Source organism: Bacillus salacetis, assembly GCF_049177075.1.
GTDB lineage: Bacteria > Bacillota > Bacilli > Bacillales > Bacillaceae_B > Rossellomorea > Rossellomorea salacetis_A.
Map to the genome: position 1 here is coordinate 1089549 of NZ_CP185377.1, position 13110 is coordinate 1102658.

Genomic DNA, 13110 nt, shown 5'->3' on the forward strand with positions numbered 1-13110 from the left:
CTTCTTCTTTTATTATCCAATAATAACCCTTTCTTTCGGGTAGTTATATAATGTTTCTTTTTGCTTAATCCCCAAGATGACCAGGAATGTCAGGAGACCAATCCTTCCAATGAACATAAGGGCCATAATGATGAGTTTCCCATAAACACTCAACTCACCGGTAATCCCCATTGAAAGCCCCACCGTTCCGAAAGCCGAACAAACCTCGAAAAGAATTTCGATAAACGTTAAAGATTCGGTAATGGAGAGGAAGATGACTGAACCTGCACACATGAAACTTGCTAACAGTGTAACGGCAAGTGATTTCATGATGTCTGTCTGATCCAGCTCTCTTCGGAACACCTTGATGGTTGATCGTCCCCTCGCGAAGTTGATGAGAAACAGGATGTTGATAGCAAATGTAGTGGTCCGTATCCCACCCCCGACTGAACTTGGTGAAGCCCCGATAAACATCAACATGCAGATGATAATCAGGGTAGGCTCAGAAAACTGGCTGACATCCATCGTAGCGAGCCCGCCGCTCCGTGTGGTAGTGGACTGGAAAAAGGCATAGAAGAATGATTTGTGCCATGAAAGGCCATCAAAAAAACGGTTGAACTCTATAACAAGAATGAGTATTGTCCCGACAATCATCAACCCAAAGAAGGTCACACTAGTTAATTTTGTATAAAGTGAAAAGTGAAAGCGCACCTTTTGATTCGTATTTAATAGAAAATCTTTCAACTCAATCAACACAGGAAAGCCGATAGCCCCCAAAGTGATTAAGATAATATTCACACACTGAACGAAATAATCATCTGCATATGGGATCAGTGACTGCCCGGTGATATCGAATCCACCGTTTGTTGTAGCACTGACACTGGCAAAAATCCCATGAAGATAAGCATCCTGCCAGGTTGGATAGTATTTTAAGAAGTAGGTACCTAATATTAGAGCCCCCATCAATTCAATTAGGAGGATGATGTACATAATCTGCTTCATAAGATTAACCAGGCCGGAAAGATTCGACTGATTTTGATCTGTCATAATTAGTCGGCGTTCTTTTAATCCGATCTTTTTCCCTAAGATTAACCAGAGAAAAGTTCCAAGTGTCATGATGCCTATGCCGCCAATTTGAAGGATGAAAATCAGAATGAATATTCCTGCTGTGCTGAAAGAATCAGCTATATGGATTACGGTGAGTCCCGTTACACTAATCGCGCTGACCGCTGTGAACATGATATCGAGGAAGCTCAGGTCCACACCAGGCTTGGCTGTAATAGGAAGACTCAACAATAATATGGCTATACCGACTGCCGCAACATAGAAAACAACAATAATCTGGGCAGGAGATAAATGGTCTATTCTCTTTTTAAAACTGGACATGAAATAAATCTCCTTTAGGAATAATGGCTATTAAACACTATACCACATGGTTTAAGGAGGTAACATATAAAAAAACGCCATTTGAACATGACAAATGGTAAGTAATTCCTACTCAAAATCTGGATTCTTATGGTACAATTTTAAAGATGAAAGACTGGTTTATGTTTGAAAGGAGCATCAAAAATGGCAAATGTTTTTAACAATACGACAATAGTTGCTGTTATTATTGCTTTTTCCGTGTATTTTATTATCAGGGGAATAGCTATTTTCTTTGGAAAAGCAGGCAAAGGATATATGGAAAAAAGAAATCTGACAACTGAAAAACTATTCTTCCATTTAATTGGGGGTTACTATATTTTTACGGGTATTCTAGGATTATTCATTCCGAAACTTAATTGGAAAACAGAGGATATCTACTATTCAATTGGTATTTATGCATTGATTTCCGTTTTCTTCTGGCTCGCTATCGACTTTCTGATGAAGCGGAACAGTGATATTGAGCAAAAATTTGCAGAAAAGTAAGGGCCCCTGAGTGAGGGTCTTTTTCTTTTGCTTTTTTTTGTAAATAACGGTACTTTTGAACCCTTTTTGGGATTCCCTGTTAAGGTAGCTTGTTCTCTTACGATATAAAGAAGAGGAAAGCATCTAAGAGATCCAACAATTACACTATCTATTTCTTGAAAAATGAAAGTAAAGTTCCACCAAATCAGCCTCCCTTTTAAATAAGTAAAATAAACTATTTCCCTAATGGGTCTTTTGCTATAGAATTAACAATGTCGAAAGATGACGACTGAGAGTTTTTGAGTATAAATAATCCACACCAAGTGAGGGCAGACATGTTAAAAAACAGAAAAGATCCAGCGTTAATTCATGAAGAGAAAAGGACACTGAAATGGTTTTTAGTGTTGTTTTTTACTATATCTATTTTGTATGAAGTTTTCTATTATTTTATTATTCCTGGGTTTGTTGAAGATAAGCAGGTGGGGATGCCTTCCTTATTTGGATATTTTATCTATATACTTACTTTTACGTTGACAGGGGTCAGTTACTATTTATACAGTAAAAAAAATATATCCCGAATAAAGTACATTATTGTGTTGGCTTATATAGGACTTACCGGCATTAATGATATTATCGTTCACAGTGTTACTCCGAGCATTACTGGTGGAGGGAATATAGTAGAAATATTCTTGATTGTTTTTTCACCAATCTTTGTAAGTGAGTCATTCTTTTTATTGGTGTGCGGTTCCATTATTTTGAAATATGCTTTAGTTGGTATTGTTACTCAAGATATTGTTGTATTGTTGATTCCTTCACTATTAATTATCCTCATTTCATCAATTGCTTACTTGCTGCTTAAAAGAATCTTAGGGTATGTCGATGGTATAAAAGGTTCCTATAATAGGCAATTGGAAGGGATAGTTAAGGGGATTATCGCTACGTTGGAGCTGAAAGACCCCTATACTAAAGGGCATAGTGAGCGGGTGGCATTTTATGCCCTTTCACTTGCAAAAAAACTTGATATATATTCAGATGAAGAGTTAGAAGCATTTTACTATGCTTGTTTATTACATGATATCGGAAAAATCCATATACCAGATAGGATATTAATGAAACCGGATAAGCTTACAAAGGAAGAATTCGAGGTTATTAAAACTCACCCGGCTGTAGGGGCGGAAGCCGTAGAAAAGGTAGAAGTGCTAAGTGACAGCTTGAATGTTATACTTTCTCACCATGAAAGGTGGGATGGCAAAGGATATCCACAGGGATTAAAAGGTGTTGACATTCCTATAGCCGCAAGGATTACCGCTATAGCTGACGCATTTGATGCCATGACTTCCACCCGTTCTTATAGAGAAGCTCTATCTCCAGAAACAGCTTATCAACGAATTCTTGAAGGTCAGGGAACACAGTTCGATCCAGATCTTATTCATACATTTAAAACGGTTTTTTCTGAATGGATTGAAATAAGAGAAGAGTCAAACCGTTCAGCATCTATTTCTGCCCCGCCTCGAGAATTATAAATTCAATAGATAGGAGGTGAAAATGTTGAAAATCAAAAAGCTTAGTAAGATCAAAACGACTTGCTGGTGGTGTGAGTGGCTTAGAATTTAATCCGATGGGATGCTTGCTTTTGCTTGCATCCCTTTTCTGTAGAAAAAGGAGAGAATTGCATGTGGAGTGATGAAAGCAGAGTAATGTTGATTGATTATGAAATTCACCGGGATAGAAAGAAGTTCATCTTAGAGGATAAATTTTCAGGGGATTTCTATGAGATGCCTTTATTGGCCGTTGTGGCTATAGGTTGTCTTTCAAAAAGAAAAACTGTCAAAGAAACTGAAGAGTATCTGAAAGCCAAGTACCCTCAAGAAGAAGTTAACATGGCTGAATTCATAAATCAGTTAATTGAATTGAACTTGATTACTCAAATTGATGATAGAGTCATTCATGTTAGGCCAGTTAAACGGCAGAATGATGGATTTTTATGGATAAAAAAAACGTTTGCGATGAAATTCTTTAATAGATTCAGCAGGTTATTCTTTTGTATCTCTTTTTCATGTTCTGTCTTATTAATAATACTTTATCCTTCATTATTTCCCCATTATAAAGATTTATTTTGGTCTGATATCATGTTATACAACATCTTGATTTTTTCAATAGTGAGTTTAATTCTTGTTTTAATACATGAGGCAGGACATGTATTGGCAGCAAGGTCCTTTGATATTCCTGTCAGGCTGAGTCTTGGCCACAGGCTCTTCTTTCCGGTATTGGAATCAGATGTAAGTAATTTATGGAAGATTCCACGCGAAAATCGAAACAGGGTATATCTTGCCGGAATAAACTTTGACATTGCCATCCTATTTCTAAGTTTTATTTTACAAAAATTCATATTCGAAGATACAGAAGGGCTGCCTTATGCTTTAACCGCCATTATAAACTTCAATATACTTGTTAGAATCATTTATCAGTGCTGTTTTTACATGAAAACAGATCTTTATTATGTAGTTGAGAATTTGACGGGACGATATAACCTTATGGAAGAAGCAAAAGAATACCTTAAAGAAATTGTTACTTTTCCAAAAAAATCAAAAGCCGCATACGGAAACACCATAAAGGTTTACAGTGTTATTTATATAATAGGAACATTGATCTCCATAAGTCTCTTTCTCTTTTATTACATCCCGCAGCTTGCTTATGCAGTCAAGGCAACCTGGTCTAAGTTATACCACCCCGTAAGTACTCTCCAATTTTGGGACGGTATGATATTTTTTATTCAACTGGCTCTCATGGTATTCATTTTGATTTTTTCTTGGATGAGAGGTTTGAGAAACTACCTATTAAGGGTGAAAAAAGTATGAAATACCTTCTTTAACATTGAAAACCTCAAGAAAAACCAACATAATTCTACAAAATTTTACAAGATACCTGTTTTTCTTATATTATTAAGTGGATAGTCCTAAAGAAGTTTATAGATTTTAAAAGGAGCGCACATGACAAATCAAAAACTTGATAATATAAAATTGCATAGAGAAGAGGTAAAAACACTAAAACTATTTTTATCCTTATTTTATTTTTTGCTAATAGCGTATGATCTGTTTTATTACTATGGATTTAGATATTATGAGAATAAGCAAATGGGCCTGCCTGCAGACGGCCTTGGTTTTTGGTTTCATATAATATTGATATTATTTCTGCCAATATCCATCTTTCTAGCTAAAAAGGGAAGAGTTTATTCTATAAAGTATCTTTATTTATTTGGCTTTATCTTTATCGATATTATTAATAGTCTTATGATCTATTTAGGTACTGATTTGGAATTCAGCTCTGGGCATGCTGTAGAAATTATTTTCATTTTATTTTCTCCTATTTTTATTAACAAACGGTTTTTTTGGTTTACTTCACTAGGCATGATAATAAAATATGCCTTATTGGGCCTGATACTGGGTGCTTTTCAAGTGATCTTACCTATTGTCCTTTATGGAATTGTTTCAGTTGTCTCGTATATATTTCTCAGCCGATTCCATTCTAACCTTGAAACGAGATTGAAATTAAACGACGAACTCCGCCATACAGAAAAACTTGCGGCTGTCGGCAGGTTCGCCACTTCGATCAGCCATGAGGTTAGGAATCCGCTGGCGTCTTTGAAGGGTTTTACCCAATTGCAGCATGAAAAACATCCCGAAGACAGTGAGTACTATACGATTATGATAAATGAAATTGAAAGAATCTCGTCTTTGCTTGATGATCTACTGGTGATTGGGAAACCAAAAGGGATGAATTTTGAAAATCATGATCTTAAGGAAATCATTCATTATGTATTAAAAGTACTGGATAGTGATGCGAAAAATCAGAGCGTATCTTTCACTGTGAAAACGGGTGCTGACCTCCCGGGGATTGAATGTGATGCGAAACATTTGAAGCAAGTATTGATTAATCTGATCAAAAATGGAATGGAGGCAATGCCTTCCGGGGGACAGATCATCATCAAGACAGAAATGGCTGATTCCGGAACGATACTTCTGACCATTAAGGATGAAGGTCAGGGGATAGCTGAAAAAGATCTCGAGCAGCTGGGGACACCATTTCATACCACCAAATCAGATGGCACGGGACTTGGTTTAATGGTGAGTTTTAAGATTATTGAAGAGCACCATGGTACCATACAGTACGATAGTGTTGAAGGAACAGGGACAACTGTTTCTATTGAACTTCCGATAACACAGCCAATCTCATAGAGTTTTGTGTGAAAGGTTAGAAAAGCAGAAAAGCGGGTATACTCTTTTCGGAGGGATTAACCGTGCAACGAAGAAACACAAATACAACAGAAGATTTTTATATTAAACAGTTACTAAGAATAGGAATTTATAAAATTTCGGATAAACAGCTTTATGAATTGAGTAAAAATGAACTTCAGAAAGAGTACCTGGCTCACTATGTGGATCATTCATTATCGACGATTATCGGAAACAATGTGAATGAAAAGAGTGCTTTCAGCTTGAGTCCTGCAAAAAATTAAATCTTTCTACAAAGTAAAGAATCCTGCATGCAGCAGGATTCTTTTTTATACCTTCTAAGGTACATCATGTCCCATGGAACTTTGCAGGATTTCAAACCATTGGTCATGATTCAATTTGATATCAAGAGAGTCGGCAGCTGACCGGATCCTTTCGATTTTGCCGGAACCAATGATAGGCATAATGCGGGAAGGATGGTTTAGTAACCATGCATAAATGATTTGGCTGACATCAGCCGCATTCTTTTCTTCCCGGACTTTTTCCAATGTGCTGCGCAGGCGGACAGCTTTTTCATCTTCACTCGAGAAGAGCCTGCCTCCTGCCAATGGAGACCAGGCCATAGGCGGGATCCGATTTTGCAGGGCATGGTTCAATGTCCCGTCTTCAAAATTCTCCAGCTCATATGGTGACAATTCAAGTTGGTTGGTGATCAAGGGGAAGTCTGAATAGGACTGCAGCATGCTGAATTGGTGATCTTTAAAGTTGGAAACACCAAAGTAGCGTACTTTACCTTCTTTATGGAGCTGGCTAAATGCATCTGCTGTTTGTTCAGGGTCCATAAATGGATCTGGACGGTGTATGAGCAGTACATCAATGTAATCCGTTTTCAAGCTGGTCAGAGAGTTTTCCACTGACGTGATTATGTGTTTTTTGCTTGTGTTATAATGATGAGTTTTGTGCTCTGGACGATTTTGGGAAGGCAGCACGATACCGCATTTTGTTACGATCTCCATTTGATCTCTTAAAGACGGTTTCAGAGCCAGTGCGTCTCCGAATAAATCTTCACAAGTGTAGCTTCCGTAAATGTCAGCATGATCAAAGGTCGTGATACCTGCTGCCATAACCTCTTCTATTAATGCCAATGTTTCTTCTTTCGATTGGTTCCAATCGTTTAACCGCCAAAGTCCATGAATGAACCTTGAGAATGAAAGGTCCTCTGCAAGCTGAATTCTATCCATCTGTATCCTCCTAATCATTTCTCTTTCATCAATTATAGCCTGTATGAAGCAATCTTCAAAATAAGAAAGCTTGTTACTTTACCCCTTTAACGCGGCGGGGGACTGTCCCCCACTGCGTTAAAGGGGTAAAGTGTTAAATGAAATCTCTTGAATTATAGGGATGTTTATGTCAAAGTAGAGAATGGAATTAATTAAATATGCGAGAATAGTGGGGGGACCAGTGAAGCTGGTTGAGATTGTATCCTTTTTAGATACTGACCCTTGGAACCTGATCTGGCTGAGACCAGCGTAGGGAACATATTCTAAACGGTAATTCTGTTTTTAATATGCGTCCCGGACTAACGCCGGGGCGCTTTTTTATTTGGACAGACTAAAGGTAAATGTGAACAGGTTTAACAGGTTCTTAAACACTCGCAAATTTTTGACACTTAGGAGGAACCTATAATGAAAAAAGCACTTTTAGCATTATTCTCAGCCTCAGCTGTTTTGATTGCCGGCTGTGGGCAGAACAACAATGCCGATCAGGATGAGAACGGTAATGGGAACGGAACAGAAACATTGAAAGAAGTTTCTGTAGTGTTGGATTGGACTCCGAATACCAACCATACCGGTTTATACGCAGCGAAGGAAAAGGGCTACTTTGAAGAAGAAGGACTTGATGTGGAAATCATCATGCCTGGTGAAGCAGGGGCCGATTCCATTGTGGCTTCCGGCAAAGCTGAATTCGGTGTAGGCTACCAGGAAGGCGTGACACAGGCAAGGGTTCAGGATGTTCCGCTGGTATCCATAGCGGCGGTCATTCAGCACAATACCTCGGGGTTCGCCTCTCCTGCTGACAAGAATATCGAGACACCAAAGGATTTTGAAGGAAAAACTTATGGCGGCTGGGGTTCACCTGTTGAGGAGGCTGTCATGGCATCAATCATGAAGCAGGAAAATGCAGATGTAACGGAAGTGGATTTCGTCAACATGGGTGACAGTGACTTCTTTACAGCTGTTCAAAGAGACATTGACTTTGCCTGGATCTATTATGGCTGGACGGGGATTGAAGCTGAACTTAGAAATGAAGACATCAATATGATATATTTAACAGACTACTCGGGGAAGCTTGACTACTATACTCCGGTATTGACGACAAATGAAGAAATGATTGCAGATGACCCGGAAACTGTTGAAGCGTTTTTAGCTGCTGCCTCTAAAGGGTATAATTTCGCCATCGATAATCCTGAAGAAGCGGCTCAAATCCTCATCGATGCGGCGCCGGATCTGGATGCAGATCTCGTAAAAGCAAGCCAGGAGTGGCTCGCTTCCAAGTATACGGATGATGCCCCGAGATGGGGGGAGCAAAAGCTGGAAGTCTGGAAGAACTATGCGGACTGGATGTATGAAAATGAATTGCTGGAAGCTGAATTAGACGCTGAAAAAGCGTTTACGAATGAATTCTTGCCGGAATAAGAGGTGTTTCTAATATGGAAAACAGTTTAATCAGTATTCAAATACTGCCGAAAACCAAAAATGGCGAAGATGTCATTCCTTATGTTGATGCAGCTATATCAGTCATTGGGGAATCGGGGGTTAAATACGAGGTTCATCCTCTTGAAACAACAATGGAGGGGAACTTACCTGATTTAATGAAAATAATTGAAAAAATGAACGAGAAGATGATTGAAATGGGAAGCATAAATGTTATCTCCCAGGTTAAGATTTTGTATCAGCCAAGCGGTATTTCCATGGGACAATTAACGGAGAAATATCGATGAACAGATTCCTTAAACGAGGATGGCGGCCTACCGTGGTCATCATCCTCTTGTTCATTATTTGGGAAATCAGTGCAAGGACCGCTGATATCCCTGCGTGGCTGCTCCCGTCTCCATCACGTATCGCCAGTGAGGCAGTCGCTGTATGGCCGACTTTCCAAGGACATTTGACTTCCACGGTTTCCCTGACACTTCTCGGATTCCTGTTTGGTTGCGGTATCGGTTTAGTGGTTGCAGTGGGACTCCACCTGATTCCGGTCTTAAGGGAATCGGTTTATCCGCTTCTCATTCTTTCCCAGAACATCCCGATCATTGTCTTGGCTCCGTTGCTGGTTGTATGGTTCGGGTTCGGCTTGCTGCCAAAGATGATCGTTATTACGCTGGTCTGCTTTTTCCCTGTGGCTGTCGCTGCCTTGGATGGTTTCAGGCAGACAGGCAATGAGCTTAAACACTACATGCAGATGGCGGGTGCAAGCAAGATGCAGATTTTTCGGAAACTGGAATGGCCGCATGCCCTTCCGTCCATTTTTTCAGGACTAAAGATTTCGGCCACCTACAGTGTGATGGGGGCTGTCATTTCTGAATGGCTGGGAGCAAAGCAGGGAATCGGTGTCTTTATGACGCTGGCTTCATCTTCATTCAGGACAGATCGTGTATTTGTCGCTATTTTTGCGATTATGGTGTTAAGTCTTGTGTTCTTTGCCATAATTATCGGGTTGGAAAAATGGCTGGTCAAGTGGCGGCCGAAAGGAGAAGAGACGAATGGAAAAGTTGAAAATCGAACATCTTGATAAGTCATTTGATGACCAGCTCGTTCTTGATGATCTCAGCCTTTCAGTCGGGGATGGAGAATTTGTATCCATACTTGGTCCTTCAGGGAGCGGAAAAAGTACACTCTTTCATTTAATCGGAGGCCTTTACTCACCTGAAAAGGGAAGCATAAAGATAGACGGAGAGAATATCAATGGGCAAAGGGGCTATATAAGCTATATGCCGCAAGCCCCGTCACTTCTTCCCTGGAGAACTGTTGAAGATAATGTTCTCCTCGGTCAAGAGTTATCGGGAAAAAAAGACAGGGAAGGCGCCCGCAAAATGATAGCCAGGGCCGGACTGGATGGATATGAAAAAGCCTACCCTCATGAATTATCCGGCGGCATGAAACAAAGGGCTGCGTTCATCCGTGCACTGCTCAGCCCGCAGCCGATCATCTGCCTTGATGAACCATTTTCAGCCCTGGATGAATTCACCCGGCTGGATATGCAAAAATGGCTCTTATCCATCTGGGAGGAAAATAAGAAAAGCATAATTTTTGTCACACATAATATTGAAGAAGCTCTGTTTCTTTCAGACAGACTGATTGTCCTTTCGCAGAGACCTGCATCGATAAAAAGAGAATTCGATGTCCCATTCGCAAGACCAAGAGACAAGAACCTTGTTCTCAGCGAGGAGTTCCTTCAGTGTAAAAAGACAATTTATGAAGAACTGGTTATTCATGACTAAACAGAAGCCTTTTCCTTAGGGAAGGGCTTTTTTTATTTAAGGAAGAATGGGTCTATAACGCCATCAAAAGAGAAGCGAGAGGAGAATGATGTCGCCAAAGAGGGTCTATGCCGTCATCAAAAGAAAAGCTGGTCGAAAATGATGTCGCCAAAGAGAGTCTATGCCGTCATCAAAAGAGAAGCGAGAGGAGAATGATGTCGCCAAAGGGGGTCTATGCCGTCATCAAAAGAGATGCGAGAGGAGAATGATGTCGCCAAAGAGAGTCTATGCCGCCATCAAAAGAGAAGCAAGAGGAGAATGATGTCCTCTAAGAGGGTCTATGCCGTCATCAAATGAAGTGAGAAGTGAAAATCATGTCCTTAAAGAGATTCCGTCCCAACATCCCCTTAAATCCCTTGCAGTCCCCAATTAAAGTCCTCATTTCCATCAACCCGGCACGCACACCCCGCCATTTTCGAAACCTCGCTTTTTTGCGCATGCAGCAGCCATTTAAGGGTCCACACACGGAAGTGTAAGTGAAAAACACCAAAAAAACCCACCTATAATATCCGCTTCCTTTAGGGAAAATGAGTACATACTGTCTAAGGAAAGGATGTTACTAATGGAGCTGAATAATGAATTGACTCCTTATCAGGCGGGGGACGTAGTTTATGTGATTTACCGCAATCCCCATACCCAGAGTGTTGCGAATGTACAGGAAGCTGCGGTTGTCCATAATCCGGAGGACCCTTCACAGCTTGCCTTATTTTTATATGAAACCTATTATCCGCTCAATGATGAAATAGCGGTGTACCAGACAGCCGATCAGGCTGAGCAGGCGTACATGAGCTATTTCGGGGAAATTTAGGATGGTGAAGCAATGAATAAACCATTTGTTCCTCAATTAGTCTATATTGAACCTGGAGCTCTTGAATATCCCCTCGGTAAACAACTAAAAGAAAAATTTGAGAAGATGGATATTGAGATCCGGGAAACAACCTCGCACAATCAGGTCCGCAATCTCCCGGGAGACAACCATTTTCAAAAGTACAGGGTTGCTAAATCAACCTTGGTGGTGGGTGTCAGGAAAACATTGAAGTTTGATACGTCAAAACCATCTGCTGAATATGCCATTCCCTTTGCAACCGGCTGTATGGGCCACTGCCATTATTGTTATCTTCAAACAACCATGGGGAGCAAGCCGTACATAAGGACTTATGTGAATGTAGATGAGATCCTTGATGCCGCAGATAATTACATGAAAGAAAGAGCGCCTGAATTTACAAGATTCGAAGCGGCCTGTACGTCAGATATAGTCGGAATTGACCATCTGACACACACGCTCAAAAGAGCGATTGAACACTTTGGCGAGTCAGAGCATGGTAAATTGAGATTTGTGACAAAGTTTCATCATGTCGATCACCTGCTCGACGCTAAGCATAATGGGAAAACCCGCTTCCGGTTCAGTGTCAATGCGGACTATGTCATTAAGAATTTTGAACCTGGCACCTCACCGCTTGATAAAAGAATCGAAGCAGCAGGCAAAGTAGCAAGAGCTGGCTACCCGCTTGGTTTTATCGTGGCGCCAATCTATCTTCATGAGGGGTGGGAAGAAGGGTATCACCACATGTTTGAACGCCTTGATGCCGAACTTCCTGATTACGCCAAAAAAGATTTGACCTTCGAATTCATCCAGCATCGTTTCACCAAGCCTGCCAAACGGGTCATCGAAAAGAATTATCCGATGACAAAGCTTGAACTGGATGAAACTCAAAGAAGATATAAATGGGGTAAATATGGTATCGGCAAATATATTTATCAAAAGGAAGAAGAACAAGATATTAAGGACCATTTACATGGATATATGGAAAAATTCTTCCCTGATGCAAAGCTGGAGTATTTCACGTAAGAAAAGCCATAAAAAGAAAACCACCTGGTCATCTCTCTGACAAGGTGGTTATTTATGTGATCGTATTTAATACTTCTTTAAGATGTTTTACCTTCATTGCGAGTGAATCACATAGTTCCTGGTAAAGAACCCACTCTTCAACAGGTGTCTTCGCTCTTTTTTCCGGATTGGGCAAATTCCAATGAACGACTTTATCCTGGCAATGATGAGGAATTTCAAACTCAAGGTCCTCGTCAAAATCATGGATGGCAATGATCACAGAGGCTTCGTTCAATTGTAGAGGATCCGCTTTCTTCTTTTTCTTCTCAGAGATATCTATACAAAGCTCTTTCATAGCTTCAACGCTGAAGGTGTGTGTGCGCGCATCGACCCATCCGCCGCTGTTAAACTTCCATCCGGAAATATCTGTTTTTTGTGCCCAACCCTCTGCCATTAAGCTTCTTTGGTGACTTGGAGACAAAAAGTATATTTCATTTTGCGCCATTCTTATGAAGTCCTTTCTTATTAAGTTGAGTTATTACTCAATACCCGCTATGTTAATGATTACTCATAAAAAGGCAGAAATTTATTGGAACATGCTTCCTTATGCTTTACCATGATTAATAGAATAAAGAGCATGGGAGTGA

Annotated in this window: 14 protein-coding genes, 1 pseudogene and 1 riboswitch; of the genes and pseudogenes, 12 read left to right on the forward strand and 3 right to left on the reverse strand. The window is 40.2% G+C overall.

Annotated elements, in window-relative coordinates; translation table 11 throughout:
- Positions 1-12: 12 nt before the first annotated feature.
- Entirely contained in the window at positions 13-1365 is a 1353-nt protein-coding gene (locus ACOJQI_RS05500) for a TrkH family potassium uptake protein (protein WP_421384011.1), read from the reverse strand.
- Between the two features lie 183 nt (positions 1366-1548).
- Between ACOJQI_RS05500 and ACOJQI_RS05505 the strand changes: the two genes are divergently transcribed.
- The 5 genes and pseudogenes from ACOJQI_RS05505 to fbpA all read left to right on the forward strand — a co-directional run.
- Positions 1549-1887 carry a hypothetical protein gene (locus ACOJQI_RS05505; RefSeq protein WP_421384012.1) on the forward strand — a complete coding sequence of 113 codons (339 nt, stop codon included), beginning with the start codon at positions 1549-1551 and terminating at the stop codon, positions 1885-1887.
- Between the two features lie 314 nt (positions 1888-2201).
- A complete protein-coding gene (locus ACOJQI_RS05510; protein ID WP_421384013.1) occupies positions 2202-3389 on the forward strand; it encodes an HD-GYP domain-containing protein in 1188 nt (395 codons plus the stop codon).
- A gap of 150 nt (positions 3390-3539) precedes the next feature.
- Positions 3540-4724, forward strand: a complete 1185-nt coding sequence (locus tag ACOJQI_RS05515; RefSeq protein ID WP_421384014.1) for a site-2 protease family protein — start codon at positions 3540-3542, stop codon at positions 4722-4724.
- Positions 4725-4856: 132 nt separating this feature from the next.
- The gene (locus ACOJQI_RS05520; RefSeq protein ID WP_421384015.1) at positions 4857-6101 is read left to right on the forward strand and encodes an ATP-binding protein; all 1245 of its coding nucleotides are present in this window, start codon (positions 4857-4859) and stop codon (positions 6099-6101) included.
- Between the two features lie 101 nt (positions 6102-6202).
- Positions 6203-6289 (forward strand): annotated as a pseudogene (fbpA, locus tag ACOJQI_RS05525) (Fur-regulated basic protein FbpA); the annotation flags it as partial.
- Positions 6290-6436: 147 nt separating this feature from the next.
- Here fbpA and ACOJQI_RS05530 read toward each other — a convergent pair.
- On the reverse strand, positions 6437-7339 hold the full coding sequence (locus ACOJQI_RS05530; protein WP_421384016.1) for an aldo/keto reductase: 903 nt from the start codon (positions 7337-7339) through the stop codon (positions 6437-6439).
- Positions 7340-7539: 200 nt separating this feature from the next.
- Positions 7540-7651, forward strand: a riboswitch (TPP riboswitch).
- Between the two features lie 132 nt (positions 7652-7783).
- On the opposite strand from ACOJQI_RS05530, the gene ACOJQI_RS05535 reads away from it, so the two are divergent.
- The 7 genes from ACOJQI_RS05535 (at position 7784) to splB (ending at position 12484) form a co-directional block, all read left to right on the forward strand.
- Positions 7784-8794: an ABC transporter substrate-binding protein gene (locus ACOJQI_RS05535; RefSeq protein ID WP_421384017.1), complete on the forward strand. Its 1011-nt coding sequence runs from the start codon at positions 7784-7786 to the stop codon at positions 8792-8794.
- A gap of 14 nt (positions 8795-8808) precedes the next feature.
- On the forward strand, positions 8809-9099 hold the full coding sequence (locus ACOJQI_RS05540; protein ID WP_421384018.1) for a thiamine-binding protein: 291 nt from the start codon (positions 8809-8811) through the stop codon (positions 9097-9099).
- Positions 9096-9887 (forward strand): ABC transporter permease, encoded by a 792-nt coding sequence (locus ACOJQI_RS05545; RefSeq protein ID WP_421384019.1) that lies wholly within the window; start codon positions 9096-9098, stop codon positions 9885-9887. The genes ACOJQI_RS05540 and ACOJQI_RS05545 overlap by 4 nt, the downstream gene beginning before the upstream one ends.
- Entirely contained in the window at positions 9859-10596 is a 738-nt protein-coding gene (locus tag ACOJQI_RS05550; RefSeq protein ID WP_421384020.1) for an ABC transporter ATP-binding protein, read from the forward strand. Before ACOJQI_RS05545 ends, ACOJQI_RS05550 begins: the two co-directional genes overlap by 29 nt.
- 107 nt (positions 10597-10703) lie before the next feature.
- Entirely contained in the window at positions 10704-10844 is a 141-nt protein-coding gene (locus ACOJQI_RS05555) for a hypothetical protein (protein ID WP_421384021.1), read from the forward strand.
- Between the two features lie 353 nt (positions 10845-11197).
- Complete coding sequence (locus ACOJQI_RS05560) at positions 11198-11443, forward strand: transcriptional regulator SplA domain-containing protein (protein WP_421384022.1); 246 nt, start codon at positions 11198-11200, stop codon at positions 11441-11443.
- 12 nt (positions 11444-11455) lie between these two features.
- A complete protein-coding gene (gene splB, locus ACOJQI_RS05565; RefSeq protein WP_421384023.1) occupies positions 11456-12484 on the forward strand; it encodes a spore photoproduct lyase in 1029 nt (342 codons plus the stop codon).
- 52 nt (positions 12485-12536) lie between these two features.
- On the opposite strand, the gene ACOJQI_RS05570 is transcribed toward splB, so the two are convergent.
- A complete protein-coding gene (locus ACOJQI_RS05570; protein WP_421384024.1) occupies positions 12537-12968 on the reverse strand; it encodes a hypothetical protein in 432 nt (143 codons plus the stop codon).
- Between the last annotated feature and the right edge of the window lie 142 nt (positions 12969-13110).

Excerpts from the sequence above, each read along its gene's own strand:
- ACOJQI_RS05520 (WP_421384015.1), top strand. The coding sequence starts at position 4,857 with ATGACAAATCAAAAACTTGATAATATAAAATTGCATAGAGAAGAGGTA.
- ACOJQI_RS05515 (WP_421384014.1), top strand. The coding sequence starts at position 3,540 with ATGTGGAGTGATGAAAGCAGAGTAATGTTGATTGATTATGAAATTCAC.
- ACOJQI_RS05540 (WP_421384018.1), top strand. The coding sequence starts at position 8,809 with ATGGAAAACAGTTTAATCAGTATTCAAATACTGCCGAAAACCAAAAAT.
- ACOJQI_RS05535 (WP_421384017.1), top strand. The coding sequence starts at position 7,784 with ATGAAAAAAGCACTTTTAGCATTATTCTCAGCCTCAGCTGTTTTGATT.
- ACOJQI_RS05570 (WP_421384024.1), bottom strand. The coding sequence starts at position 12,968 with ATGGCGCAAAATGAAATATACTTTTTGTCTCCAAGTCACCAAAGAAGC.
- ACOJQI_RS05505 (WP_421384012.1), top strand. The coding sequence starts at position 1,549 with ATGGCAAATGTTTTTAACAATACGACAATAGTTGCTGTTATTATTGCT.
- ACOJQI_RS05555 (WP_421384021.1), top strand. The coding sequence starts at position 10,704 with ATGCCGTCATCAAAAGAAAAGCTGGTCGAAAATGATGTCGCCAAAGAG.
- ACOJQI_RS05500 (WP_421384011.1), bottom strand. The coding sequence starts at position 1,365 with ATGTCCAGTTTTAAAAAGAGAATAGACCATTTATCTCCTGCCCAGATT.
- ACOJQI_RS05530 (WP_421384016.1), bottom strand. The coding sequence starts at position 7,339 with ATGGATAGAATTCAGCTTGCAGAGGACCTTTCATTCTCAAGGTTCATT.
- ACOJQI_RS05550 (WP_421384020.1), top strand. The coding sequence starts at position 9,859 with ATGGAAAAGTTGAAAATCGAACATCTTGATAAGTCATTTGATGACCAG.
- splB (WP_421384023.1), top strand. The coding sequence starts at position 11,456 with ATGAATAAACCATTTGTTCCTCAATTAGTCTATATTGAACCTGGAGCT.
- ACOJQI_RS05510 (WP_421384013.1), top strand. The coding sequence starts at position 2,202 with ATGTTAAAAAACAGAAAAGATCCAGCGTTAATTCATGAAGAGAAAAGG.
- ACOJQI_RS05560 (WP_421384022.1), top strand. The coding sequence starts at position 11,198 with ATGGAGCTGAATAATGAATTGACTCCTTATCAGGCGGGGGACGTAGTT.
- ACOJQI_RS05545 (WP_421384019.1), top strand. The coding sequence starts at position 9,096 with ATGAACAGATTCCTTAAACGAGGATGGCGGCCTACCGTGGTCATCATC.